Annotated in this window: 24 protein-coding genes; 19 read left to right on the forward strand and 5 right to left on the reverse strand. The window is 42.8% G+C overall.

The features are described from left to right. Nucleotides 1–591: 591 nt before the first annotated feature. Nucleotides 592–1,623 (forward strand): stage II sporulation protein D, encoded by a 1,032-nt coding sequence (gene spoIID / locus DFO73_RS05390; protein WP_110063757.1) that lies wholly within the window; start codon nt 592–594, stop codon nt 1,621–1,623. A 270-nt stretch (nt 1,624–1,893) separates the two neighbouring features. Here the strand turns inward: spoIID and DFO73_RS05395 are convergent, their stop codons facing one another. Next, nucleotides 1,894–2,313 carry a VanZ family protein gene (locus tag DFO73_RS05395; protein WP_110063758.1) on the reverse strand — a complete coding sequence of 140 codons (420 nt, stop codon included), beginning with the start codon at nt 2,311–2,313 and terminating at the stop codon, nt 1,894–1,896. Nucleotides 2,314–2,455: 142 nt separating this feature from the next. Between DFO73_RS05395 and DFO73_RS05400 the strand changes: the two genes are divergently transcribed. The 7 genes from DFO73_RS05400 to DFO73_RS05430 all read left to right on the forward strand — a co-directional run bounded on the left by DFO73_RS05400 (nt 2,456) and on the right by DFO73_RS05430 (nt 9,554). After that, nucleotides 2,456–3,424, forward strand: a complete 969-nt coding sequence (locus tag DFO73_RS05400) for a M23 family metallopeptidase (RefSeq protein WP_110063759.1) — start codon at nt 2,456–2,458, stop codon at nt 3,422–3,424. A gap of 158 nt (nt 3,425–3,582) precedes the next feature. Further along, nucleotides 3,583–4,188, forward strand: coding sequence for a pyroglutamyl-peptidase I (locus DFO73_RS05405; RefSeq protein WP_110063760.1), 606 nt, complete (start codon nt 3,583–3,585; stop codon nt 4,186–4,188). Nucleotides 4,189–4,573: 385 nt separating this feature from the next. Beyond that, nucleotides 4,574–4,756, forward strand: coding sequence for a hypothetical protein (locus tag DFO73_RS05410; RefSeq protein WP_110063761.1), 183 nt, complete (start codon nt 4,574–4,576; stop codon nt 4,754–4,756). 152 nt (nt 4,757–4,908) lie between these two features. Further along, complete coding sequence (locus DFO73_RS05415; protein WP_110063762.1) at nt 4,909–5,211, forward strand: DUF4212 domain-containing protein; 303 nt, start codon at nt 4,909–4,911, stop codon at nt 5,209–5,211. 94 nt (nt 5,212–5,305) lie between these two features. Next, nucleotides 5,306–6,976: a sodium:solute symporter family protein gene (locus tag DFO73_RS05420; protein WP_110063763.1), complete on the forward strand. Its 1,671-nt coding sequence runs from the start codon at nt 5,306–5,308 to the stop codon at nt 6,974–6,976. Next, on the forward strand, nt 6,957–8,867 hold the full coding sequence (locus DFO73_RS05425) for a DUF294 nucleotidyltransferase-like domain-containing protein (protein ID WP_110063764.1): 1,911 nt from the start codon (nt 6,957–6,959) through the stop codon (nt 8,865–8,867). Before DFO73_RS05420 ends, DFO73_RS05425 begins: the two co-directional genes overlap by 20 nt. 21 nt (nt 8,868–8,888) lie before the next feature. Next, nucleotides 8,889–9,554 carry a 3'-5' exonuclease gene (locus DFO73_RS05430; RefSeq protein WP_110063765.1) on the forward strand — a complete coding sequence of 222 codons (666 nt, stop codon included), beginning with the start codon at nt 8,889–8,891 and terminating at the stop codon, nt 9,552–9,554. A gap of 347 nt (nt 9,555–9,901) precedes the next feature. On the opposite strand, the gene DFO73_RS05435 is transcribed toward DFO73_RS05430, so the two are convergent. After that, entirely contained in the window at nt 9,902–10,762 is an 861-nt protein-coding gene (locus DFO73_RS05435; protein ID WP_110063766.1) for a LysM peptidoglycan-binding domain-containing protein, read from the reverse strand. A 740-nt stretch (nt 10,763–11,502) separates the two neighbouring features. Here DFO73_RS05435 and spoIIID point away from each other — a divergent pair. The 9 genes from spoIIID (at nt 11,503) to DFO73_RS28475 (ending at nt 17,434) form a co-directional block, all read left to right on the forward strand. Further along, nucleotides 11,503–11,775, forward strand: coding sequence for a sporulation transcriptional regulator SpoIIID (gene spoIIID / locus DFO73_RS05440; RefSeq protein WP_009332173.1), 273 nt, complete (start codon nt 11,503–11,505; stop codon nt 11,773–11,775). A gap of 560 nt (nt 11,776–12,335) precedes the next feature. Next, nucleotides 12,336–13,337 (forward strand): rod shape-determining protein, encoded by a 1,002-nt coding sequence (locus tag DFO73_RS05445; protein ID WP_110063767.1) that lies wholly within the window; start codon nt 12,336–12,338, stop codon nt 13,335–13,337. 218 nt (nt 13,338–13,555) lie between these two features. Beyond that, entirely contained in the window at nt 13,556–14,395 is an 840-nt protein-coding gene (locus tag DFO73_RS05450; protein ID WP_110063768.1) for a flagellar hook-basal body protein, read from the forward strand. A 33-nt stretch (nt 14,396–14,428) separates the two neighbouring features. Beyond that, nucleotides 14,429–15,256 (forward strand): flagellar hook-basal body protein, encoded by an 828-nt coding sequence (locus tag DFO73_RS05455; RefSeq protein ID WP_110063769.1) that lies wholly within the window; start codon nt 14,429–14,431, stop codon nt 15,254–15,256. Nucleotides 15,257–15,274: 18 nt separating this feature from the next. Continuing rightward, nucleotides 15,275–15,544 (forward strand): DNA-directed RNA polymerase subunit beta, encoded by a 270-nt coding sequence (locus DFO73_RS05460; RefSeq protein ID WP_110063770.1) that lies wholly within the window; start codon nt 15,275–15,277, stop codon nt 15,542–15,544. Nucleotides 15,545–15,793: 249 nt separating this feature from the next. Then, a complete protein-coding gene (gene fabZ / locus DFO73_RS05465; protein WP_110063771.1) occupies nt 15,794–16,222 on the forward strand; it encodes a 3-hydroxyacyl-ACP dehydratase FabZ in 429 nt (142 codons plus the stop codon). Between the two features lie 161 nt (nt 16,223–16,383). Beyond that, nucleotides 16,384–16,665 carry a hypothetical protein gene (locus DFO73_RS05470; RefSeq protein ID WP_110064010.1) on the forward strand — a complete coding sequence of 94 codons (282 nt, stop codon included), beginning with the start codon at nt 16,384–16,386 and terminating at the stop codon, nt 16,663–16,665. Between the two features lie 194 nt (nt 16,666–16,859). Then, nucleotides 16,860–17,261, forward strand: a complete 402-nt coding sequence (locus tag DFO73_RS05475) for a hypothetical protein (protein WP_110063772.1) — start codon at nt 16,860–16,862, stop codon at nt 17,259–17,261. Beyond that, on the forward strand, nt 17,261–17,434 hold the full coding sequence (locus DFO73_RS28475; RefSeq protein ID WP_181395929.1) for a hypothetical protein: 174 nt from the start codon (nt 17,261–17,263) through the stop codon (nt 17,432–17,434). Before DFO73_RS05475 ends, DFO73_RS28475 begins: the two co-directional genes overlap by 1 nt. A 26-nt stretch (nt 17,435–17,460) precedes the next feature. Here DFO73_RS28475 and DFO73_RS05480 read toward each other — a convergent pair whose 3' ends face one another. Further along, nucleotides 17,461–17,916 (reverse strand): YwpF-like family protein, encoded by a 456-nt coding sequence (locus DFO73_RS05480; RefSeq protein WP_110063773.1) that lies wholly within the window; start codon nt 17,914–17,916, stop codon nt 17,461–17,463. Between the two features lie 291 nt (nt 17,917–18,207). Here DFO73_RS05480 and ssb point away from each other — a divergent pair, with 291 nt between their 5' ends. Then, nucleotides 18,208–18,570: a single-stranded DNA-binding protein gene (gene ssb / locus DFO73_RS05485; protein WP_110063774.1), complete on the forward strand. Its 363-nt coding sequence runs from the start codon at nt 18,208–18,210 to the stop codon at nt 18,568–18,570. After that, nucleotides 18,567–18,767: a hypothetical protein gene (locus DFO73_RS05490; RefSeq protein WP_110063775.1), complete on the forward strand. Its 201-nt coding sequence runs from the start codon at nt 18,567–18,569 to the stop codon at nt 18,765–18,767. Before ssb ends, DFO73_RS05490 begins: the two co-directional genes overlap by 4 nt. 599 nt (nt 18,768–19,366) lie before the next feature. On the opposite strand, the gene DFO73_RS05495 is transcribed toward DFO73_RS05490, so the two are convergent. Beyond that, the gene (locus DFO73_RS05495) at nt 19,367–22,186 is read right to left on the reverse strand and encodes a DEAD/DEAH box helicase (RefSeq protein ID WP_110063776.1); all 2,820 of its coding nucleotides are present in this window, start codon (nt 22,184–22,186) and stop codon (nt 19,367–19,369) included. Next, nucleotides 22,179–23,801, reverse strand: coding sequence for an SWIM zinc finger family protein (locus DFO73_RS05500; RefSeq protein WP_110063777.1), 1,623 nt, complete (start codon nt 23,799–23,801; stop codon nt 22,179–22,181). The genes DFO73_RS05495 and DFO73_RS05500 overlap by 8 nt, the downstream gene beginning before the upstream one ends. Nucleotides 23,802–23,996 lie beyond the last annotated feature (195 nt).

A 23,996-nucleotide genomic window follows, 5' to 3' on the forward strand; every position in this document is an offset into this window, starting at 1 on the left:
TTTTTTTATTTGGTTAGAAGTGACTGTGCTGGCAGTGTTGGCCTGGTTTGGGAAATCTGATCTTGATCCTGTTCATGGGAAAGTCTGATATGGCGGGAAGTAATGCATATATTTTAAAAGTGGTGCGTAAATGAATTGAAATTACGCATAAATTTTAAAGGTAGTGCCGTAAATTTAGTAAGTGAAGCATAAAAGTTAAAAATGACGCAGAAACCGGTTTTGCGGACCGCGAATTGTGTGTAATGTTAGATAAGTTTCGAAACATGCTAGATAAATCGTAAAACATGTTAGATAAAACAGGAAATGTGTTAGGTAAAGTCCGAAATATGTTAGATAAAAATAAAAACATGCTTAATTAGCGGAAGAAGGTGGGCTTTGGTGCCGCCGAAAACTGATTTTTTATGTAAAAGGGTAATGAAAATCGGTTTGTCCCTACAACTTTGCTCAGAAACGCAAACCAATATCGGCAGATAACCGTGCGGAGCCACTCACAAAAAATCACCCCGGCTCATTAAGTTGTCATATTAGCTTGTCCACAGCCATAAATATGAAGTGAGTTAGAATTATTTTTTTGCTATGGAGGCTTAAAACATGACAAAATTCAAACCATTCATCGTACTAGCCGCAGTGTTGTTTGCCGTCACTCTTGTGGTTCCGGCTCTGCTTGTGATTCCTTTTACTGAGGGGACAGTAAGCGGGAAGCTTGGCGAGGAGCTAAAACAGGATGCTAAAACGGAGAAGACGGCGGAAATCCCACAAGGGCCTGCCATAGAGGTAGGTGTCTATCGCCTGGCACAAAAGAAGATTGAAACGGTTCCTCTAGAGGACTATATTGTCGGTGTTGTCGCATCGGAAATGCCGGCTGAATTTGAAAAAGAGGCATTGAAGGCACAGGCACTGGCAGCAAGGACTTTTATTGTTGAACAAATGCTGAATGAGAATAAAACAGATCTGCCTGAAGGAGCCTTAGTATATGATACGGTGGTTCATCAGGTTTATAAAAATGAAAATGAATTAAAGCAAGTTTGGGGACCTGATTACAAATGGAAAATCCAGAAGGTAAGAGAGGCAGTTAATGAAACGAGAGGCCAAATCCTCACTTTTGACGGCTCTCCGATTACGGCTTCCTTTTTTTCAACGAGCAATGGATTTACCGAAAACTCTGAGGCCATCTGGCCAAATTCAGTTCCGTACTTAAAAAGTGTAGAAAGCAAGTGGGACCTGCAGTCACCGAAGTTTAATGGAAGAGAGGTGTTCACGGTTCAGGAATTTGAAAAGAAGCTGGGCGTGAAGCTTCCTAACGATAGCACAATCGGCAATGTGACCGAACGGACAGCCGGCCAGCGGGTGGCCAAGGTGGAGATTAACGGGAAGGTTGTCAGCGGAAAGGACATCAGGGAAAAGCTTGGTTTGAAATCTACGGATTTTACATGGGAACGCAAGGGCGACAATATTATTATTAATACAGAAGGCTACGGCCATGGCGTTGGCATGTCCCAATACGGCGCAAATGGGATGGCATCTGAAGGAAAGAATTATAAAGAAATTGTTTCTCATTATTATCAAGGTGTAGAGATTGCAACTTCTGACCAATTGCTTACGAAAACCACCGCAAAAAAATAATAAAAAGGCTGATTCTATAACAGAATCAGCCTTTTCTATTTTACCTTTTAAAAAGGCTGGTTTTGACACTATGTTGATTGAAGCGGTAGGCGAGAGCTCCTCAAAAATGTATACGCATCTCCTTCGTCTGTGTTTATTAAAGGATGCTTATTCAATGTCCAGCGGGAGAAGTGGATCAAAGGAAAACCCAACAGGTACATGGCGCCAAGGAGGCTCCCTGACCCCGCCTGCGGTTCGCTGAGCTTCTTGAGCGCAAATCAACAGGCACGTTTAACAGAGCGTTTTAAAATAGGAAAGAATAGAAGAAAGCTTTTTAAATCGGCCCTCAAAAAGAGAGCGACTAATGAAGTACCAGCACACCAAAACGCCTGTAATGTCCTTTACAGCGTCGATCAGGGTGGCGGACCGGTAAGGGACGAAGGATTGATGGATCTCGTCCAGAATCCCGTAAAAGCAGGCAAAGATAGCAAGAAAAGCATTCAAGGCGGGAGTAAGCCTGTCTGCAGTCAATGCAGCGAGAACGAGAAGAACATACAGAATGCCAAATTCAACGAGATGCAGGGATTCTTTTATAAACCGGTCGACTGCCGAATCGGGCAGCTCCACAACGGCATTATGCGGAAGGCCGGACAGGGTCCAGATCAGCGTCATATATAGGAAGGGAAGAACTCTAATAATCCACTTAAGCATATTCCAAAAACTCCTTATAAAAATTTTTCTTCTATCATGCATAATAATAAAACCTTTGTCGAAAAATAAACCCAAAAAATTTTTTTGCGAAATGTATATAATCCTCTCAATCTGTTCAGACTGATTGCTGAGGTGATGATAAATGAGAGAGGAAGAAAAGAAACGATCTTCTCAAGATTCCAGCTTTAAACGCTTTATGAAAAAGCGGTGGGCATTCCCAGCTATCTACATTGCAAGTGCAGCAATCATTCTAACCGGTGTTCTTTGGTATCAAAGCAGCGACAACGCTACAGACACAGACAGCTACGACTACGAAGCCACTGATATTACCGGCAAGAAGTACGATGAGCCAGCATTGGAAGTTAACCGCGCTATGGAAAACTTCGTAATGCCTGTTCAGGATCCAGACTCTGTTGTCATTCAAAAACAATTCTATGACTATGACGGCAAAGCTGAAGAACAGGAAGCTGCTCTAGTATTTTACAATAACACATACCATCCGAACACTGGTATTGATATCAGCATGAAGGATGGAGAAACGTTTGATGTACTAGCTGCATTAAGCGGAACTGTTACGAAGGTAGAAGAAGACGCACTGTTGGGCAATGTCATTGAAGTTGAGCATGACAAAGGAATTGTAACACAATATCAATCTGTTACAGAGATGAATGTTGAGGTTGGCGACCAGGTAGATCAAGGTGCTGCCCTTGCTAAAGCAGGCGAAAGCTTGTTTAATGAAGAAGCAGGCGTACATGTACACTTTGAAATCCGCAAAGATGGACTGCCGGTCAATCCGCTTGATTACTTCAATAAGCCGCTAAGCTCTTTACAAGAGTTGAAGCAATCTGATGACACAGATGCTGCTGACAACAGCGGTGCAACTGAAGAAAACGACGAAGCTGCTCCTTCTGAAGATAAGTCTACCGAAGAGTCTGGCACAACTGAAGAAGAAGGTTCCACTGAAGAATCTGGAACTACAGATGAAGATGCCGGCCAAACTGACGAAGACAAATCTACTGACACAGAAGAAGATCCAGCTGAAAACTCTGAAGACGAAGGTCAAACTGACGACCAAGTCGAAGAAGAAACGACTGAATCTACAGACGCATAATAATAGGGAGTCCGCCGAATTGGCGGGCTCTTTTTGATTACTCCTCTTTCGGTACCAGGTACCACCCGAATTTTGTCGAATAAGAATGTTTCGACAGTTCTGTCGGCCTCCTGTATAATATTTCGCAAGACGAAAAGTTGTACAGGGGGAGCAAAAGTATGAAGAAGTTGCTTTTAACAGGGTTTGAGCCATTTCTTGATTTTTCGATCAATCCGACGGAAACGATTGTGAAGGAGCTGGACGGGCAAAAGGTTGGAAACTATGAAATTAAAGGTCTGCATTTACCGGTAGACTTCAATCTGGCTCCAAAGAAAATAGTAGAGGAGGTAGCCAGGGAAAATCCGGATGCTGTTATTTCACTTGGGTTGGCAGCGGGCCGTACAGCTATCACGCCTGAAAGAATTGCGATCAACTGCCAGGACGGGGAGCCCGATAATAGAGGAGTTACCCTTGAAGATAACGCAATAGAGGAAAATGGTTCTGATGGGTATTTTTCAACTTTGCCGATCCGCCGTATGGTCAATAGACTAAAAGAGGCAGGTTATCCTGCAGCAATATCCAATACAGCGGGAACCTATCTTTGCAATAATGTTATGTATTCCGTGCTTCACGAGCTAAAATCATCAGGCAAAAAAATACCTGCCGGGTTTGTACATATTCCGGCGTCACATGCACTGGCTGCTGCCAGCAAAAAGAGCATGGCGAGCTGGTCGGATGGGGATCTGCTGCAGGCAATCACGTTAATAATAGAAGAACTAGATTAAGGAGCCAAGCTGCTTGGTTCCATTTTTTATGCTAAATTAAATTATCGCTATAATAATTTCGGAATCGGTTATTATCATCGCTATAGTGTTTTCCTCTAATACCCTAAAGTCCATCAAAAAATCTAAACTTGTACAAAGTCTTCTAAATTAAAGGAAAAACCATTCAAACCAATCCTTGTCTCCTGCCAATCTTTATCATCATAAAAAAATATAAATATATTTGCAGCATATACTTGACCTAGAATTAATTTTTGTACATAATGAAGTATAAATTTTCTTAAAATTTAGTTTAATCAGAAAACGCACATCTTAACGGCCATCACAAAACTTAAAGCAGAAAGCGACAAAAAATGACAGCGCTTTCTTTTAAAAGGGGGAAACAAATTTGCTTACTTTATTGTCTTTGATGGTGATTACCGGTGTCTGCCTTTTTCTTGCTTTAAGAAAGAAAAAGCCGATCTTCCTTGCTGTACCTTTCCTGTCTATTTTTGCTTACTTCCTCGTTCAAATCATCCTTGTGCCTGCACCATTTATGGAAACAGTCAAATTTATTTTCAGTTTAAGGTAATGGTTTTTTCCGGATCCGGTCAACGGATCCGGTGAAATAGCAGCCTATTATGCTGCACTTATTTTAAAAGGAGTGATTCGGCGCGTCTAAAATCTGTTTTTCAGCCATTTGGCAATCATATGTATCCAATCATTTTAACCGGGGGTGGAGTTGTGAAGAAAATCGAGAAGAAAGCAGCGGACAGTTATTTTCGTGAAAAGACTCGGAATATGATTATTTATTTTGCTATTGGATTTCTGGCTTCCTTTGGAGTCGTCTTTTTTGCAGAGCCTTTAAGTGATATTACCATTAACGGTTTCCCGTTCCATTACTTTATGGGGGCACAGGGAGCGGTTCTGACTTTTATTATCCTTCTGTTTGTTAATGCCAAGATGGGTGATGCAATTGACCGGAAATACGGAATTGACGAAGAAAAGAATAAGCAGATCAGTTCTGGTAAAGTATTTGATCATTAATTGGGTAAAAATGAGCGGCTGTTCGAGCAGCTTATAACGGAGATATAAAGGGGCGTCATGAAAAAATTTTGCACGTGACAAAGGGGGAAGGCATTTGGATACACAGTTTTTGGTCTCATTATCCATTATTTTAGCCACATTTGCTTTATATATTGGAATTGCCATTTATAACAAAGCAAAAGCAACGTCGGATTTCTATGTTGCCGGACGGGGAATCCCGCCCATTTTTAACGGGATGGCGATCGGCGCTGACTGGATGAGTGCTGCTTCATTTATTGGTATGGCGGGAACGATCATGCTTCTTGGCTATGATGGACTTGCCTATATTATGGGGTGGACGGGCGGATATTTGCTGCTGACATTCCTTTTGGCTCCACAGCTGCGGAAGTACGGCCGTTATACGGTGCCTGAATTTATCGGCGACCGTTTTGACAGCCATACAGCCCGTGTTATTGCAGCGATTTGTACGATCATTATCAGTTTCACATACTCGATTGGCCAGCTTTCCGGTTCAGGGGTAGTAATTGGCCGTTTATTTGAAATTGACGCTAAGCTTGGAACAATGATTGGCGTTGTACTTATTGCCTTTTACGCTGCCTTCGGCGGTATGAAAGGGATCACTTGGACACAGGTTGCCCAATATGTCATTTTAATTATTGCTTATATCATTCCGGTTGTCTTCATGTCCCTGCAAATTACAGGGAACCCGGCTCCATGGCTTTCCTATGGGGAGCTTGTCGGTAAAATGGGTGAACTGGATCGAGAGCTTGGAATCTCTGAATATTTTGCGCCATTTACGAATGGAACAAAATGGCAGTTCTTAGCCTTGATGTTTACTTTAATGGCTGGTACCGCAGGTCTTCCGCACGTAATCGTCCGTTTCTATACGGTTTCAACCATGAAAGCTGCACGCTGGTCCGGTGCATGGGCATTGCTGTTCATCGGGTTGCTTTACTTGTCAGCTCCTGCATACGCTGCATTTTCCCGTTTCATTCTTATGACAAAGGTTGCAGGCAGCAAAATCACCGAACTGCCTGAGTGGACTAAGACATGGGTGGATACAGGCAAGCTTCAAGTAGCAGATGGAAATGGAGATGGCGTCCTTCAGTGGAACGAATTAATCATCTCTAATGATATTGTTGTTATGGCGACACCGGAAATTGCCAACCTTGGATTGTTTGTCATCGGTTTAGTAGCAGCAGGTGCAATGGCGGCAGCATTATCAACTGCCGGCGGATTAATGATTGCCATTTCATCTGCTTTTGCCCACGATATTTTCTATCGAGTGCTAAAGCCGAACTCAACAGAAAAAACACGTCTGTCTGTAGCACGCTGGTCTATAGTTGTAGCAACTCTCCTGGCAGGACTTATCGCACTTAACCCACCTGGAGCAATCACGCAAATTGTTGCCTGGGCATTCGCGCTAGCTACAGGAACCTTCTTCCCGGCACTTGTACTGGGAGTATGGTGGAAACGTTCAAACTCACAGGGTGTTATTGCCGGCTTGCTTGTTGGTTTGGGTGTGACATTGGCATACATCTTTGCAGCAAAATATGGCGGCTTTACAATCCTTGGAATCATTGATACAGGAGCAGGTGTCTTTGGTGCAGCAGCTGCCTTTATTGCCAACATCGCTGTTTCCCTTATGACTGCGGCTCCTTCGCAAAAGATTCAGGATGAAGTTATGGACCTTCGCTATCCGGAGCAAATGGTTTATAAAAACGGTGAAGTTTGGTTGAATGATGATGGATCAAAATCCGTATAATTTATACAATTTGGAGGCTGTGCGGTTTCACCCCTTTTTCAGAGGGGTGGACTCTGACACAGCCCTTTCCCTTATATCATTATGTGAAGTCCGCCAATACGAAAAAAATGAAATCATGCTAAAAAAAGATAAACCCCGGGAAGGCCTTCTGCTCATTTTAGAAGGTCTTTCAGAGGTTTTTGTGAAAAATGAAACCCATGGACGCGAGGAAGTTCTCGAAGTTGTCCAAAAAGGCGAAATGATTGGATTTTCCAGTCTCGCTGACTTCCTTGGCGTATCGAAGCCAGTGAAAACCGAAGTGATGGTTGAAGTGAAAGCAGTGAGTGCTGTAAGGGCAGTGTACATCCCGTTTGAAGTGGTTACAAGAAGATGGGATGACCCGGCAGTCCACGATTATCTCCTGACACAGGTTGCCATCCGGTTAAAAGATATTTATACCTCCCTGGCCGAGCAGGTAAAGCTCGCTACGGACTACGGAGAAAATGACGCCTTTATGAAACGTGTCCAGGATGTGATGACTGAAGAGGTTGCTGCTGTTAATCCGGAAGAGAGTGTCCAGAAGGCAGCCCGTTTGATGCATGAAAAGAGAACGAGCTCTGTGCTGGTCATAGAAAATGATTCATTAAAAGGGATTATTACGGAAAGGGACATGGTTGAGCGGGTGGTTGCCAGGGGAATCGAGTTATCAGCCGAAGCCAGTACCATTATGACACGAGATCCGGTCTCGATATCCAGGTCAGCTTATTATTATGATGCGATTTCACTCATCTTTTCAAAAGGAATCAAGCACTTGCCTGTTGTGGAGGATTCCAAGGTAGTTGGAATTGTCACTCTATCAGATTTGTTGAGGAAGAAAAACGAGAATGTCATGAAAACGATCCAGAAGATTGAACAAGCCGACAGGGATAGCCTTCCGCAGGTGAAAAATGCAATTTATGAGGTAATCGATACTCTAATAAGAGATCGGGTTCCCATTTTGACAACCTTTGAAATCATAACAAAACTTTATGACCGCCTTGTAGGCAGGATAGTAGGGCTCTCTATTAAAAACCTGCAGGAGAAAGGAAAACAGAAGCCTTGTGATTTTGCGTTCTATCAAATGGGCAGCAGCGGCCGGGGCGAACAGTTTATGCTCACCGATCAGGACCATTTCCTGGTCTATGAAAATCATAGAGAAGAAGCCTCTGCTTATTTTGAAGAACTGGGAAGAGAGATTACATCCAATATGGAAGCCGCGGGATATGCCCTCTGCAAAGGATTAATGATGTGCAGCGAACAAAAGTGGCGCGGTTCATTGGCTGTATGGGAAGAAAGATTGCTAAAATGGAGGCTGCAATCTACCAACGAAAATCTATTATTAGCCCAGAATTTCTTTTCGTACCGGTTGATCACGGGCAGTGAGAGATTGCATGGGGAATTTGCAGGAATGATTGCTGAGCAGATGAAAAGATCGAGGATTTTTTTGTACCGGCTGGCCCAGCTTGAAAAGGAGAATCCGATTCCGACTCTGGACCAGCCAATCCGTTCTTTATTTAAACTCGAACGGAAAAGCATTGATATGAAAAAAGAAGTTCTATTTCCTTATCATCACAGCCTGCAAATTTTGTCTCTATTGCATGGGAAACAATCGGGGACCCCGATTGAAAAAATTAATTTCTTAAAAGAAAAGAAGGTATTTTCCGAGTCGTTTTCTTTAGACCTAAAGGAAGCTGTAAGCACCATCTTGACCATGTATGTCACCCAGAGGTGGCAGCAGGCCAAAGCGGGCAGTGAGCTAACATCCGTTGTATCGTTTGCAAGACTGTCAACACGCGAAAAGGAAGAATTAATTTTAAGCTTAAAAACATTAAGGGAGCTGCAGAGTCAGGTGTTTGCACATTTTTCAGTATAGCTCTCCAGAAGGAGGCTGGTAATGTTTTTTCGCAGAAAAAATGTAGCTTGTTCCTTAACCTATGAAAATATTCCGCTCTCAACACCTTTGGAGGATCTGCAATTTGTCGTGTTTGATACGGAAACCACGGGCTTTCAGGTTTCGACAATAGACCGGATTATTGAAATTGGCGCAGTTCCAGTTAGAGGTCTGGAAGTGTGCGACAAGGATATTTTTCAGACATATGTAAACCCAAATCGACAAATTTCTCGGGAAATAACAGAATTGACCTCTATTTCCGATGAGCGGGTAAAAGCTGCCCCGCAAGCATTAGAGGCGATGATGAGCTTTTTTGATTATATCGAATCAAGGGAAACGGTCTGCCTGGTCGGCCACTATGTCAGTTTTGATGCACTTGCTATGAAATGCGAGTTTAAACGGGAAAAGCTTGCTTTGAAAAATTTCCTGACCATCGACACGCTTGATTTGATTGGTTTTATCGCCCCCTCCTATGACATGCGGGATCTCGAAAGGTACGCCATGGCTTTTGGCACCCGCATTTATGAACGCCATAGTGCAGTAGGAGATGCACTAACCACCGCCTACCTATTTGCTGAATTGCTTTTACAGTTCAAAGACAGGGGGCATAACACCTGGGGAGAACTGATCAAGGCAACCGACAGCCAGATGAGATCGATGCAGTTTTAAGGGAAGAAATGAATTGTGGTTGACATGTTGATGAGCGGGTGAGCGATGATGGTGGATTGGGTAAAGGATCAGGGGGCAGTAGAAAAGTGTTGGATCCGCTTCAGTGGGAAGATGAGTGGAAGACGAGAACTAATAGACGTGAATAGTGCCGTTGGTTGTCAAAAAGAGCGGATGAAGGGAACTAAAGAGCAAGATTAGTACACTCGGACGTCAAAAAGAGCCAGGCTCGGGCACTATAGAGTAAGAGAGCAGAGAAAAAGAACGAAAGATCCTGAGTTTTTTCGTAATTATGTAACAACTAAACAATAAAGCCGGATCAAAGAGATCCGGCTTTATTTCTTAAGTCCTTACTGAATACTGATCAATGCCCCATTTTTATGGGCAACAATAACTTCTTTTCCTGCCAGTCTCTGATAGGATTGAGCAGTCCCATATGGAACTTTTAAAGAAAGGTATTGATTTCCGGCTTTCAATTCAATGGTGAAATTGTCAGCTGCACCGACAATTTGTGCCTTGGTAGAAGCGATGTCTTCCATAATAATAAGTTTTTGGTTGATGATAACCATATCATTTTTCAAGTTATTAATAGCTTTAAGCTCGTTAATTGAGATGTTGTAGCGCTTGGAAATGTCTAATAGCGTGTCGCCTGGCACCACGGTATAGATAGCAGCATGCTGCAGGAATGTCTCTGTTGTATGCCACTCAGCAGGTACGTTAAGCACTTGGCCAGGATAGATATAGTCTGACGTAAGGTTATTAGCTGTTTTTAGCTCTTTAATGGTCATATCATACTTTTGGGCAATCCGATAAAGGTTGTCCCCTTTTTTTACTGTATAGGATCCAGCAGAGTCATTTGCTGATTCTCCAGCTTTTTCATTGTTGCTTTCGTTCTGCTGAGTTGATTTACTTCCGGATGGCACCTCAAGTTTTTGTCCGGGATAAATGGTATCTGTTAGAAGATTGTTAGCTATTTTGAGATTTTTAACAGTCGTTTCATATTTTTTTGAGATTCGGTAAAGATTGTCTCCTTTTTGCACAGTGTAGATCCCAGCTGCGGCTTTTGCGTCTTTCACATTAACTTGAAAACCACCTGCTGCAATTGCTGTTGCTAAGGTAACACCAGCAATTTTAGATCTTCTGGCTTTTGCTTGCCTTTTCTTACCTTCTAAAATTCTTTCTTTTCGTGACCGTGAAACATTTTTCTCCATATTCCCCACTCCATCATATGTAAAATAACTTGGATAAAAATGGTCATATAACCATATATATGAATGTTAATCCCAGAATCATGGTAAGGGATAACTAGGGCTATAACAATAGGTATGAAAGCTTATAAGACAATGGGTTAAGAATGATTGTTTACACCTATTTTATAAAAAGATGAATATTAAAATGATCCTGCTTATTCTCAGATTATTGAATTTATCTGTTAAAAAAGATGTGTTTTTGGAAGATATTGATTTAAAATTCCCAAAATCGATATTTGTCGAATCATCGGGAATTATACCCAGATGTGAGTATTGATCTGGGAATTTTGCAGGTAGCATCTCATTGGTCTTTAGGCGTTTGCTTTCTTTTATCTCAAAGATTTTTTAAAAAAACTTTCCTGTTTTTAGACTTCAGATGTCCTATTTTCAAAAAATTTACACAAAACCTTGTCCCTATTGAGCTTTTTGTGCATATTACATCAACCAAGCTAATAAACTGTTACAAACCTTACAAAGAGAATGTATGAGGTGAGGGATCGTTTTACTGAAACCAATGTATAAGTTGAGGACATGTTTAATTATCGCAAGCTGAGGGCTTTTGCTTTCAGCCGCATGTAAGCAGATCAAATCCTATCCAGTGTCTGCTTTAAGCAGGGACCATGCGGAATACAGTAAAGAACCAGGCAAAAAGCGAGTCTCATTTCACACTTCTCACATCCAAATCGGGGAGGGCGAGTGGTGTGCACGATTACATCAAAGAGAGAACTATCAAGATTGGAAAGTATATCGTGGAGACGAAAAAAACGGTTCGCGTAATCGCGAAGGAGTTTGGCGTATCCAAAAGTACAGTCCATAAAGACCTAACGGAAAGACTACCTGAAATCAATCCTGAACTGGCAAACGAAGTAAAGGAAATACTGGATTATCATAAATCAATCCGCCATCTGCGCGGTGGTGAAGCCACAAAAATGAAGTATAAAAAAGAAGAAATGGAAGAAGAGCCAGTTAAATGAGAAAAGCGTAAGGCGCCCGCTTAGGCGTCTCCGGCGAAAACTGTGTTTTAGCCGTGCTTTGCAAATGCTTTGGCAGCTTCCTTTAAAGCTGTGCAGTCCCGAACTTGAAGCTTTATGAATAACCTCACATGCGGCTCCTGGGGGCTTGAGATCATAAGTTGTTCTTTTGGCCGGAAATATGGCCTTCCCTTATGCTTTTAGCCCCTTCTTAAGTCGCCTTCATTTTACTTCTCCTTTTGCGACAAAATTCCTCAAAAAGTCACGCAGTTTTTTACAAAATGTTACTGTATTCACAAGGAATGTGTTAAAATATAAAATTAGGATAGAACCTGGTTCGTAAAGACTAGGACTACCAAAGAACGCCAGGCAAGAATCAATTCTTTTTAGAAAAAAGAACTGATTTTTTTGTGTGGCTTAAACTGCTGTTGCGAAAAATAACTACTTAAACATTTAACTAAAAATTAAAAAAAGCGAAGTTCGCTTTAAGAAAGCCGAAATAGAGAGAGCCTTCAAAGCTGCGGACATAAGCTGGCCATTTGTGCAAGGAGGAACGAAAAGAAATGTTTGCTAGGGATATAGGGATTGATTTAGGAACGGCGAACGTGCTGATCCACGTAAAAGGCCGAGGAATTGTGCTGAATGAACCGTCTGTTGTGGCAATTGATAAAAATACGAATAAAGTGTTGGCTGTGGGCGAAGAAGCACGCCGTATGGTCGGTCGTACGCCAGGAAATATCGTGGCCATCCGTCCTCTGAAAGACGGAGTTATTGCTGACTTTGATGTAACGGAAGCAATGCTGAAGCATTTTATCAACAAATTAAATGTAAAAGGATTTTTATCCAAGCCGCGCATTTTGATTTGCTGTCCGACAAATGTCACCGGTGTTGAACAAAAGGCGATTAGAGAAGCTGCTGAAAAAAGCGGCGGCAAAAAGATTTATCTTGAAGAAGAGCCAAAAGTTGCTGCGATTGGAGCAGGGATGGACATTTTCCAGCCCAGCGGAAATATGGTCGTGGATATTGGCGGCGGCACAACAGATGTTGCGGTTTTATCAATGGGCGACATTGTTACATCTTCATCCATAAAAATGGCCGGAGATAAGTTTGATAACGAAATTCTTCAATATATTAAAAAGGAGTACAAGCTCCTAATCGGGGAAAGAACGGCTGAAAATATTAAAATTACAATCGGTACTGTTTTCCCTGGGTCTAAAAGCGAAGAAATGGAAATCCGCGGCCGTGACATGGTTTCAGGTCTTCCAAGAACGATCACAGTTCGTTCAGAAGAAATCCAAGGAGCTTTAAGCGAGTCAGTAGAAGTGATCGTGCAAGCTGCGAGAAGTGTTCTTGAACGTACACCGCCAGAATTATCTGCTGACATCATTGACAGGGGCGTTATCTTAACAGGCGGCGGCGCACTGCTTCACGGCATTGATCAGCTGCTGGCAGAAGAGCTGAAAGTGCCAGTCCTGATTGCTGAAAATCCGATGGACTGTGTTGCAATTGGAACAGGTATGATGCTTGATAATATTGATAAGCTTCCTAAAAGAAAGCTAGGCTAAAAAGAATGAACCTGCCTTTATTGGCGGGTTTTTTCATTTTCAAGTAAAGTTTTAAACATTCCAGCCGATTTAAAAGAAAGGTACAACTTTTTTCAAGTTCTGACTTTTTTCTTCAAATTTTAATGTTTATTGTCGGAAATTTTCTTATAATAGAAGTATCGTGATTAAGTGTACGGATTTGTTTTAAAAATTGTTTTTTTCATTTAGAGGTGAACTCGATGTTTAGAGGTTTTTATACGGCGGCTTCCGGGATGCTTGCCCAGCAGCGCAGGACGGAAGTGCTGACAAATAATATGGCTAATGCCAATACCCCAGGGTTTAAGGCTGATCAAACGAGTATGAGGGCTTTTCCAGAAATGCTGCTGCAGCGTTTTGACCAGCAGTCTGTTCCCGCTGAAAAAGGATTGAATCTTCCTTTTAACAAAAGAATCGGCAGCCTTAACACGGGTGTTTATATGCAGGAGAGCCTTCCATCCTTTATGCAGGGAGATTTAAAGGATACTGGTTTAAATACGGATCTGGCTCTATTGGATATCAATATGCCGGTAAATCCGGAAAGCAGCCTAAGAGGTTCGGTGTTTTATACAGCATCAGGCCCTGATGGCCAGCCGCGCTATACAAGAAACGGAAACTTTACAATCGATGGCGGAGGCTTTTTAACTACCGCCAGCGGATTATATATTTTGGATGATGTGGGCGAGCGGATTCAGCTTTCTAGTGACAGGTTTACAGTGAATGAGGATGGAATGATAACGGGTGAAGCTGGTGAAGCAGCAAGACTGGGAATTGCTTTTGCTGAAAATCCTGAAAGTTTAAGGAAAGAAGGCGACGGACTGTTTGCAGCAACAGAGGATAGTGTTCTTGAAAATGCCTATAATGCAGATGGTGTACAATTCAAGCTGCAGCAGGGATACCTGGAGCGCTCCAATGTGGATGCATCCAGAACAATGACAGATATGCTGACTGCTTACCGCTCTTTTGAAGCCAATCAAAAGGTCCTTCAGGCTTATGACCGCAGTATGGATAAAGCCGCAAATGAAATCGGCCGTATCGGGTAAGGTCCTGCGGCAAACCCACTAAGGGGGAGAAACATGAACAGAACGATGATCACGGCGACCAATACGCTCGCCCAGCTGCAGAAGCAGATGGATATCGTCAGCCACAATATGGCAAACATCGATACAACTGGCTATAAGCGAAAAGAAGCCAATTTTACTGATTTGCTTTTCCAGCAATATAATAACCAAAAGAATCAGGATTTCGAAGCTGGAAGGTTAACACCAGCAGGCATCCGGCAGGGTGTTGGGGCAAAGCTTGCGCAATCCCAAATCGTCATGAAACAGGGAGCCCTAAAAGCAACAGAGCGTCCGCTTGATATCGCTTTTACAATGGAAGGCCAGTACTTCCGGGTTCTGGAGCAGACTGATGAGGGTACGGCTGTCCGTTTTACAAGAGACGGTGCTTTTTACTTAACACCGATTTCGGAAAATGAGACAATGCTTGTGACAGGGGACGGCTATCCTGTACTTGATGAAAATAACAATTCAATTATAATAAATGGACAAGCTAAAAATTATAAAGTAACGAATAATGGCCGCTTTATAGCGGAAGCTGCAAATGGTACAGTGCAGGAGTTTAATCTGAGTGTGGTTCAAGTAAACAAGCCACAATTCCTGGAGCAAAAAGGCGGGAATCTGCTTGGGCTTCCGGATGGCATCGAGGGAGAGGAGATTTTTACTGAGCTGAACGGAGCTCTCCGCAGCCAAATTGGAATGGCACAAGGCGCTCTTGAGCAATCCAACGTAGATATGTCCAAAGAGATGACAGATTTAATCAACCTGCAGCGTGCTTATCAATTTCAATCAAGATCCGTGTCAATGGCCGATCAAATGATGGGGCTGGTCAACGGAATACGTTAGGTAAAAGGGGAAAGTAGAATGTCTCTAAACAAGAGTAATCAAGAAGCAATCAAGACGCGCGAACAACTGAAGAATGAACGCAGCAAAGAAGAAGCACCGCGTAAAGGGCGGATTCGCGTTCGCCTTATTCCAATCTGGCTTCGGATTATCATTGTAGCACTTTTAATTTTCCTGAGCGTTATGGTCGGAGCCGCTGTCGGATACGGGGTATTGGGCAACGGAGAAGTGAAAGACATTTTCACAAAATCAACCTGGACACATATCGTGGAACTGGTTGAAAAGGAATAGTGTTGAAGATGGAGGGCCAGAGCCCTTCTTTTTTATTTATCCGTTTTAGTTGCCAGTAGGTTTTAGGTATGTCTCAAATCATAAGAAAATCTTGTGAACATGCTAGATAAATTTGCCGTTAATGCTGTACCAATTAAAAACCTATATACCCCAGCCCTTTGCCAAAGTCGCTTTTTTTAGTAAAATAGGTGTAAGCTATTATTAGTATCTGGTACTAATTATTACATACCTATAAGGGAGCGAAAGTCATTGAAATTAAATGTTGAAGAAATTAAAGAAATTATCCCTCACCGTTATCCTTTTTTGTTTGTGGATTCCATTGAAGAGCTGGAGCCTGGAAAGAGAGCGGTTGGGAAAAAGAATGTGAGTGCGAATGAGGAAGTGTTTAATGGACATTTTCCTAATTACAACGTATTTCCTGGATGTCTTACTTTGGAGGCGTGTGCCCAAACTGGTGCGGTAGCTCTGTTATCTCTTGATGAATACAAAGGAAAGCTGGCGTTTTTCGCAGGTGTTGAAAAATGCCGATGGAAGCGCCAGGTTCGCCCAGGAGATACACTCATCATGGAAGTCGAATTAATCTCTGTCCGCAGAGGCATCGGCAAAGGGAAAGCAGTAGCCAAGGTGGGCGATGAAGTGGCAATGGAAGCCGAGATTTTGTTTGCGATTGAAAGGTAATAACCATTGGAAATCCCGTACATATTGTGCGGGATTTTTTTATGAAAAAGCGGCTGAAAAGAAATGAAAAATCTATGCAAGTTGTTTCGGATTTTGGGAAATATAAAGGAAGACCAGTGCAGCAGGTCAACAAAATACAACTTAGGAAAGGAGCTTTTACGATGAATAAAAAGCTTTTAAAACTTATCGGAGGTTCTGTCCTTTCAGCAATGCTTTTAGCAGGCTGTGCCACAGATAACCAGGAGCCGCCGCCAGAGGACGATACGATCATGGAAGATCAAGGTGAAAATGGCGGAAATGGTGGAAATGGCGGAAATGGCGGCATGAATGGAACAGAAGATGAAAACCAGAATGGTGATCTATTAGAGGATGAAAATACTGAAAATGAAGAAATAATCGAAGAACAAGGCGATCTGCAAGACGAAAACAATAAAGACCAGTAATATAAGGTAAGGGACAGGGGATGGAACCTGTCCTTTTCTATTGCATTGGTTCGTATTCGGTTAAATTACCAAAAATTGTGAAAATATTTTAATTCCCTCTACATACTTGTGCAAAAGTATTTATGTTATATTAAAAATAAGAATTATATGGATATATAGATTAGATTTGACATTTAGGGGGTACTTTTACAAGAATGGCATTTAAAGATCTTTCTCAGGGGATAAAAATCAGCATTACTCGTTCGATAACCACTTCATTTGAATCTTATATGAACGGAATTAACTGGAATGAAGATAAATTTAATATGCAAAACTTTGTAGCCGAATGGCGCAAATACATAATCAACCACGCATCCTGGTATAGCCAGATCAGCGAGGCGACGAAAGCGGATCCTGTTTTTCATGAGGAGTTGGCTGTCAAAATCAATGAAGTCATCAATAAAATTTTATCCGAAAAGCCTTCTAATGCGCAGATAGATGAGATTGTTGAGCTTCAGGAACAGCTTGAAGAAGATTATGATTATTCCTGTAAAATGGAAGCCAAGTATGTTATTGAGGTAATGAAAGATAAGCTAAAAAAAAAGCAGATCAGCTAATGCCTGCTGGGGAAGAGGAGCTTAAGATTGCCTCCATTCTTTATTACCAGGCTTATCAGGAGGATCTTCCATTGCTTAATTACCGCAAGCAGGATGTTGAATATATTATAGAGCAGCTGCATGTGAAGCTTTCTAATGGAACGGACGTATTTGACAGTGTGTTAGTGCATTAATATATATAAATTGAAAACTCCCGTCTTTATTGGACGGGAGTTTCTTTATTTTCCTTCTTAGTAGCGGGAATACGCGGCTTGGTTTGCATCTTGGTTTTAAATTCATCAAGGAGATTATTCCCTTTAAAGCCTCTGCCGAGAAGATCTTGAAGCAGCAGTTCGGCGTAATCGTTTTTCGTTCTTTTTAAGGATCCTTCAAAAAGGATGCTAATGTGGTTTTCAAGTTCGTTGATAGAGGTAATTTTCGTCTGGAATGCGGCCGGGTCATTTTCTTTTTTCGTAATGACAACTTGGATGATCAGCTCGTCGTTGTTGTCAGCACGTTTTTTAAAATATTCAAGATACGACTTATCAATATAGGCTTCAAGCAGCCAGTTGCTCTTTTCGTCTTCTTTATTAATGATTAGTCCATCATCCAATTCAATATCAACTAGACCGTTTTCTTCCACTAACTGCAGAGAAACAAGTTTAAATGTTTTCATCTTTTACCTCCATCTCTTTTAATAAAATAATCCACAGACATTTCCGAATAATGTATATAAAAATTATAACACAGGGTTGGCTGAAAGCGAATTTGACGATTTGTCGAATTTTATTTCCTCAGGTGGTGAAAATCGAATTTTCGAAGGGTTTTTCTGAAAAAAGGGGGCTGAAAATTGAATTTTGGAGGGCATTTTTCCTAAAAATCCGCAAATAAAATCGAATTTTAGCATTTTTACACCGATGGGTCTCTGCGGTTATGATGGGATAGATCAAAGAGAGGAGTTGAAAACATGATAAATCAAGTCACACTGGTCGGCAGGCTGACGAGGGATCCGGAATTGAAACGGACACAGGAAGGAATACCTGTTACAAATGTTACCCTGGCAGTCAATCGCCATTACCGAAACCAGCAAGGTGAAATCGATGCCGATTTTGTGCAATGCACATTATGGAAAAAGACGGCGGAGAACACCTCCCAATATTGCCGCAAGGGTTCCCTGATCGGGATTACCGGCAGAATCCAAACGAGGCATTATGATAATCAGGAAAAAAAGCGGATATACGTAACAGAAGTGGTAGCGGAATCCGTCCGTTTCCTCGATCAGCGGAGGACGGAAGAAGTTCCCGTAACAAAGGAGGAGCTGCCCTTTTGAACAGAGCCTCAGACAGAGAAAAAACACTGGAATCCTTGCTTGAAAGCCTGATAAAAATGCTGGGCAGATCCAACCAAAGAGTGGATGACCTAAGCAAGCGCGTCATTCAGCTCGAATTCTTCATCCGGGAAACGGTCATGCAAAACGGCCATCCCCAGGAACATTCCCCATCACGGCGCTTCACTATCATGAATTAACTTATTCCCGCAAATAAAATGTCCACTATTTTTTCCTTCCTATAGAGAATCAATAAAGTCCCCGAACTTTCCCCGTATTTTCCCGGTGCATTTTGTGCCGGGAGTTTTTTTGGCTTTTTTAGGGTACCAGGTACCACCCGAATTTTGTCGAAAAAAAAAGTCGCCAATCCCCAGCTTTGATAAGGGGGATTGGCGACTGCGAGGTATACTTCATGGTATAGGGACTGAGTTGAGGATATATTTAAAAAGTTGATGATATTTTAACCAAAGGTGAAGATATAGCAATTTCCGGCTATAGTTTTTTGGATTTATGTTGTCTAATGGTAAGTTACTGTCTAAAAATGGTCGATTTCTTTCTATTTTGATCAAAATTCAAGTTGAGATATTGTTTTTTTTCGAAAAGTCTCATCCTCAAATAATTTATCGGCCACTATCCGGATATATCGGTCAGATTTTAAATATATCGGTCACTTTCCGGATATATCGGTCACTTTCCGTGATTTATCGGTCAGGTTTTAAATATATCGGTCACTTTTCCGTTTTTATCGGTCACTTCGCATAAGATCAAGGTTTTAAGCACCCTCAAGGTCCCTGCAGCCTTATGTGAGGTGAACAAGTTCCCGAAGCTCATCCGTAGAGAGCTCGGTAATCCAATTCTCGCTGGTAATAATTTGATCATTAAGCGACTGCTTTTTCTCAAGCATGGCGTCGATTTTTTCTTCCAGCGTGCCGGTAGCAATCATTTTATGAACGTGGACAAAGCGCTTTTGCCCAATTCGATATGCCCGGTCAGTCGCCTGGTTTTCAACAGCCGGGTTCCACCAGCGGTCATAGTGGATGACATGGTTGGCGGCTGTCAGATTCAGGCCGGTCCCGCCCGCTTTAAGAGACAGCAGGAATACGGGGAATTCGTGATTTTGGAATCGCGTAATCATTTGATCGCGTTCGTTTTTAGGCACGCTTCCATTTAAAAATGGCACATCAAAGCCAAACTGCTTTTTTATCAGGCGTGCGATCATATTGCCCATTTCAATATACTGGGTAAAAATCAGGCAGCTTTCGCCTTGTTCGTGAACAGCGCCAACAAGTTCGCTCAGTTTTTCAAGCTTAACAGAGCGCTCCAGCACATGCTTCGGCTTTTCCTCCTTTAAATAAAGGGCAGGGTGATTACACAGCTGTTTCAAGCGGCTCAATAATTGTAAAATTAAGCCCTTCCGTTCAAAGCCGGAAAGCTTTTCGATTTGCGCAAACGTATCCTGGACGAGCTGTTCATACAACGATGCCTGCTCCGCTGTGAGCGGGCAGTATTCCTTTTGCTCGAGCTTATCTGGCAGGTTCAGTGCCACTTCTTCGTCCTTTTTCGTGCGGCGCAGCAGGAAGGGGCGGATATAAGCTTGCAGCTGCTTCACTTTGTCTTTGTCGTCCTCTTTTTCAATCGGAAGGACAAAGCGTTTCTGGAACTGGCCAATGCTGCCGAGGTATCCATGGTTCGTAAAATCAAAAATGGACCAAAGCTCGGTGAGGCGGTTTTCCATTGGTGTACCGGTTAGAGCAATATGATGTTTGCCCTTTAACTTGCGGACTGCCCTTGATTGTTTCGTCTGGGCATTTTTAATATTCTGTGCTTCGTCAATGCTAATGGAGCTCCATTCAATCGTTTCAAAATCATCAAGGTCCATATGGGTCAGCCCGTAGGATGTCAGAACAATATCGGATTCCATAACTTTTTCAGAAAAGCTATCGCCTTTTAAACGATTAGAACCATAATGGAGATACACACTCAAATTAGGTGCAAATCGCTCAATTTCCTTCTGCCAGTTGCCGAGTACCGATGTCGGGCAAATAATAAGGGAAGGACCGCTGTCTTCCTCTTTTTTTACTTTTAAAAGATAGGAAATCAGCTGAATCGTTTTCCCAAGCCCCATATCGTCCGCAAGGATGGCACCAAAACCATACCGGCGCAAAAACAGGAGCCAGCTCATCCCAAGCTTCTGATAGGGGCGAAGATCGCCTTTGAAGCTGGCCGGGACGTCTTCAAGCGGAAGGTTTTTAATATCCCGCAGCTGCTTGACCATCTGCTTCCACTGGCGGTTGAGCTCAATTTGAATCCGGGCGAACGCTTTTGGATTGTCAAGTTCGTCTTCTTGCTGGGTTTCGTCTGCCATCAGCTCCTGCTCAATCAGGTCGCGGACATGCAGTCCTTCCTTTTCAGCTTTTTTCATTAAATCCTGGATATGCCGCACGAAATGGGGATCCAGCTTAATCCATCGGCCGCGAATATAGACGAGGCGCCTTTTTTCCTCCACCATGCCCCGGAATTCTTCCTCAGACAAATCCACGCCGTTCATGGAAAAACGCCAGTCATAATCTAGCATAGACTGGAGTCCGACAAAGGATGGGCGATGGCTTCCTGTTCCTTTGACTTTTGCCTTTACCTTCAGGCTTGCGTTTTTCATTGCCTGCCACCAGGAAGGAAGCAGGATTTCAACGCCCAGCGCCAGCAGGGTTTCACTCGCTTCAGTCAGGAATGTCCATGCTTCATCCTCGGTGAGTTGAGACGTAATGTGACCGCTTTTGCCTTCAAGCCATGGGAAAAGTTCCAGCCAGCGTTTTATCTCTTTTTCAATTGTGTTTTCGTAATCATGCCAGGCATGAGGGTAATTTGAATAATCTTTGTAATCCACAAACACATCCGGATCATTTTTCCCGCGGAGGAAAATGTTCAGATCCCAGCTGGTATCAATATCACCGGGCTCCTCGAGTTTAAGTCCAATCGAAAAAGGAGCTTCGTTTGATTTAACCCCAATCCATTCCTGCCAGCTTTCTTCATCAAAGTAGGCGGCAAGATCACGAGGGGATAGATGCTCACTCTGTAAGGCCTCAAGCTTTTCACCAAATTGAGCTTTTGTCTCACGATTTTGACTCATATAGCCGTCAAGGGAGTGATGAAATAAATCTCCGATGAAATCTCTGACAGGAGCGTCTTCGACGGTTTGCTCCCAAAAATTCGAGCCGAATTCAGTGATGACACTTTCCGGGAGTGCCCAGCGGAACTGGTCATTTTCCCAGGCAGCGAAGTCGGGCATCCATTCTTTTTCTAAAATGGAATCATGAAGAGCATGCGATGCCGCCAGTAAAATTTGGGCGGTATCATCCCAATCCCAGTCGATTAGCCGGTTGAACTGCTCAGCGGCAAAAAGAGTTACAAGCTGCCAGCCGCTGACCGAGATGCCATTGATTCCGTCTATATTTTCGATATCGAGCATTGTTCCGAAAAAGCTTTCCCTATGATGATTAAAAAGAAGCGGCTTCCACTCTTTTGGAGAAAGGAGGCGGCCTTCTTCATTTACAGCAAAAATCAGGTAGCGGTTATTGGTTATCGGTTTGACTTTCACATGGAGAAATCTCGTTTTAAGCATCGATTAGCTTACCCCTTTTGCATTCTTCCTGAAAAGCGCGGAGACGTTTCGTTTTTTCGAGCAGCATTTCAAGGAAAAGCAGCCAGTCTTCCTGGCGTTTCAGCTTGTTGTACAGGGTGCGAAGCTTTTTCATTTTCCGGACGGCCTCGCGGTAATGGTCCCTGTTTTTCAGATTAATATGGTCCTGGATGGCATGATGGTAGAGCGGAAGCAGGATTCCAGGCTCCTTTTTGCTTATTTCCTTAATCCGGTCCTTGCCAAGCGTATCAATATCAAAGCCGATGAACGCCTGCAAATCTGCCCATTTGTCGAACTCTCCTTTTTCAAACAGCAGATACTCATAATCACTATAGCTGTACGGCAGTGTTTCCATTAAGGCTTTTTCAAAAAGATCCAGCCTGTTTGTTTCAATACAGTAAGGAGAGATCGACTTAATCGCCAGCCGGGTGAAATCCATACAGGCATAATAGTCACCGGACATTTTTAAGTAATCCCGTAATTTATGGATGAAAGATTCCACATAAGCCCCCATCCGGTTCCATTCCTTCTGGGCTGAAAAATAGTCTAGCCAGTAGAGCATGTAAGGAGTTAACGTTTCGTTTGGGATGTTTAAAAAACTGAGTGCCTGCTCTTCATTGCGTTCAAGTATGTTAAGGTGGGTAAGGCCTACTGCAGAAGGCAGGCTTGGCGATTCATCCTCTTTGTAAAAGGAGCCCAGTTTCTTAATCTCTGCTTCCCGCCATTCTTTTTTCTTGAAAAAGTGCGTCCATAATAGACGGTATAAATGAGCCCGTTCGTATTCTAATTGAAAAGGACCGGTGATGAGACCGGTTGATTCGTCCTTGAGCTTTTCAATAAATTGATCGAAAGCGAAGGGGAGGGAGTGCACCGACAATTTGTTCATGATCTCAACCGAATCATCCATCAGCGACTGATAAAGATGGCGGTAATAACGGTCGATCATTTCCTCATGATGACCGTATTTCATGCTGAGAGCCATGAGCTTTTTAAAAGAAAAGACATAGCCGACGAGCAGGTAAAGCAGCTTCCATTCCTGCTCAACCGGTGCGCCAGCTTTCATGCGGCGCAGGTAAACATGAAAAAGCTCTGGAAGTACATATGGCCTCGGTTCGCCCTGCTTTTCCATCAGCTCTGTAAAGCTCTCCTCAAACGTGGAGATCCATCTATCATAATCAGCTTGCTGCTTGCCTGAGGATTTAAGAAGATCCTTCGCTCTTTGAAGGCCCCAGTTTTTGGCTGTTTGCTTTTCTTTAATCGGCTTCCGCCATTCTTCAATCCACATAGATACACTTCTGGCTTTGGAAAGAAGCTGCAGAAACACCGCGACCTGATGACGGCAAAAACCTTCAGCAGGACAGGAGCACTCGCTCAAATGAATAAATTCAAGATCAAGCTCAACCTTTGCCGGTGTCACATCCTGAACTGTCGCTGCAACCTTATCACCCTCAAAACGCAGCTGAAATACAAGCCCCTGCCGAAAAAGCATTAGCCCCTTCTGGACAAGCCGTACATCCTCCTCATTCTCCGCCCGCAGCAACCCCTTCAAATCATTCGCTGCAAACTGCAAAGGCTCTAAAAACCGCTCCGGAATCATCTCTTAACCTCCCTGTTGGTACCAGGTACCACCCGAATTTTGTCGAATAATATCAGCGGTAACATCTATAGATGACCGCATTGTGGTGGTTTGGTACCCTGTAAAGTACATTCCTTTATTATAGCATTTAGGAGGGTGAGAAAGAAGGACGGCAGCGAACGGAAAATTTTTGATCGATTTTTTCCAGGGAAACCA

This window comes from Cytobacillus oceanisediminis, from assembly GCF_003182355.1.
In the GTDB taxonomy this organism is placed as follows: Bacteria; Bacillota; Bacilli; order Bacillales; family Cytobacillaceae; genus Cytobacillus; species Cytobacillus oceanisediminis_A.

What these genes read in the sequence shown, in the direction of transcription:
- spoIID (WP_110063757.1), top strand. Translation starts at nt 592, where the DNA reads ATGACAAAATTCAAACCATTCATCGTACTAGCCGCAGTGTTGTTTGCC.
- DFO73_RS05395 (WP_110063758.1), bottom strand. Translation starts at nt 2,313, where the DNA reads ATGCTTAAGTGGATTATTAGAGTTCTTCCCTTCCTATATATGACGCTG.
- DFO73_RS05400 (WP_110063759.1), top strand. Translation starts at nt 2,456, where the DNA reads ATGAGAGAGGAAGAAAAGAAACGATCTTCTCAAGATTCCAGCTTTAAA.
- DFO73_RS05405 (WP_110063760.1), top strand. Translation starts at nt 3,583, where the DNA reads ATGAAGAAGTTGCTTTTAACAGGGTTTGAGCCATTTCTTGATTTTTCG.
- DFO73_RS05425 (WP_110063764.1), top strand. Translation starts at nt 6,957, where the DNA reads ATGGATCAAAATCCGTATAATTTATACAATTTGGAGGCTGTGCGGTTT.
- DFO73_RS05430 (WP_110063765.1), top strand. Translation starts at nt 8,889, where the DNA reads ATGTTTTTTCGCAGAAAAAATGTAGCTTGTTCCTTAACCTATGAAAAT.
- DFO73_RS05435 (WP_110063766.1), bottom strand. Translation starts at nt 10,762, where the DNA reads ATGGAGAAAAATGTTTCACGGTCACGAAAAGAAAGAATTTTAGAAGGT.
- DFO73_RS05445 (WP_110063767.1), top strand. Translation starts at nt 12,336, where the DNA reads ATGTTTGCTAGGGATATAGGGATTGATTTAGGAACGGCGAACGTGCTG.
- DFO73_RS05450 (WP_110063768.1), top strand. Translation starts at nt 13,556, where the DNA reads ATGTTTAGAGGTTTTTATACGGCGGCTTCCGGGATGCTTGCCCAGCAG.
- DFO73_RS05455 (WP_110063769.1), top strand. Translation starts at nt 14,429, where the DNA reads ATGAACAGAACGATGATCACGGCGACCAATACGCTCGCCCAGCTGCAG.
- DFO73_RS05460 (WP_110063770.1), top strand. Translation starts at nt 15,275, where the DNA reads ATGTCTCTAAACAAGAGTAATCAAGAAGCAATCAAGACGCGCGAACAA.
- DFO73_RS05470 (WP_110064010.1), top strand. Translation starts at nt 16,384, where the DNA reads ATGAATAAAAAGCTTTTAAAACTTATCGGAGGTTCTGTCCTTTCAGCA.
- DFO73_RS05475 (WP_110063772.1), top strand. Translation starts at nt 16,860, where the DNA reads ATGGCATTTAAAGATCTTTCTCAGGGGATAAAAATCAGCATTACTCGT.
- DFO73_RS28475 (WP_181395929.1), top strand. Translation starts at nt 17,261, where the DNA reads ATGCCTGCTGGGGAAGAGGAGCTTAAGATTGCCTCCATTCTTTATTAC.
- DFO73_RS05480 (WP_110063773.1), bottom strand. Translation starts at nt 17,916, where the DNA reads ATGAAAACATTTAAACTTGTTTCTCTGCAGTTAGTGGAAGAAAACGGT.
- ssb (WP_110063774.1), top strand. Translation starts at nt 18,208, where the DNA reads ATGATAAATCAAGTCACACTGGTCGGCAGGCTGACGAGGGATCCGGAA.
- DFO73_RS05495 (WP_110063776.1), bottom strand. Translation starts at nt 22,186, where the DNA reads ATGCTTAAAACGAGATTTCTCCATGTGAAAGTCAAACCGATAACCAAT.
- DFO73_RS05500 (WP_110063777.1), bottom strand. Translation starts at nt 23,801, where the DNA reads ATGATTCCGGAGCGGTTTTTAGAGCCTTTGCAGTTTGCAGCGAATGAT.